The organism is Rhizobium sp. Rhizsp42 (genome assembly GCF_047304155.1).
Lineage (GTDB): Bacteria > Pseudomonadota > Alphaproteobacteria > Rhizobiales > Rhizobiaceae > Rhizobium.
This window is the reverse complement of the sequence record NZ_JBGLYS010000219.1, coordinates 1-230: the sequence shown is the minus strand read 5'-3', so window position 1 is coordinate 230 and position 230 is coordinate 1. Positions and strand designations below refer to the sequence as shown.

Genomic DNA, 230 nt, shown 5'->3' with positions numbered 1-230 from the left:
AATCTCGGCGATGCAGGCGTCCGGGTCCTCCCCCGGCACGATGCGCCGGTCGATGAAGATCGAGGCGCGGTCGGGCACCACGTTCGCCTTGACGCCGCCCTCGAACAGGTTCACGGAGGCGGACGACGGATGGAACACCGGGTGCGTCCGGTCCCTGAGCTGCGGCCACAGCTCGCGCCGGAGCGCGACGATGACCTCGGCCATCGCCTCGATCGCGTTCGCCCCCTCCC

General features: G+C 70.9%; 1 protein-coding gene. It reads right to left on the bottom strand.

What is annotated here, in order from left to right; translation table 11 throughout:
* On the bottom strand, nt 1–230 hold a 230-nt coding region (locus ACCD05_RS32150), incomplete at both ends, for a peptidase dimerization domain-containing protein (protein WP_413397744.1).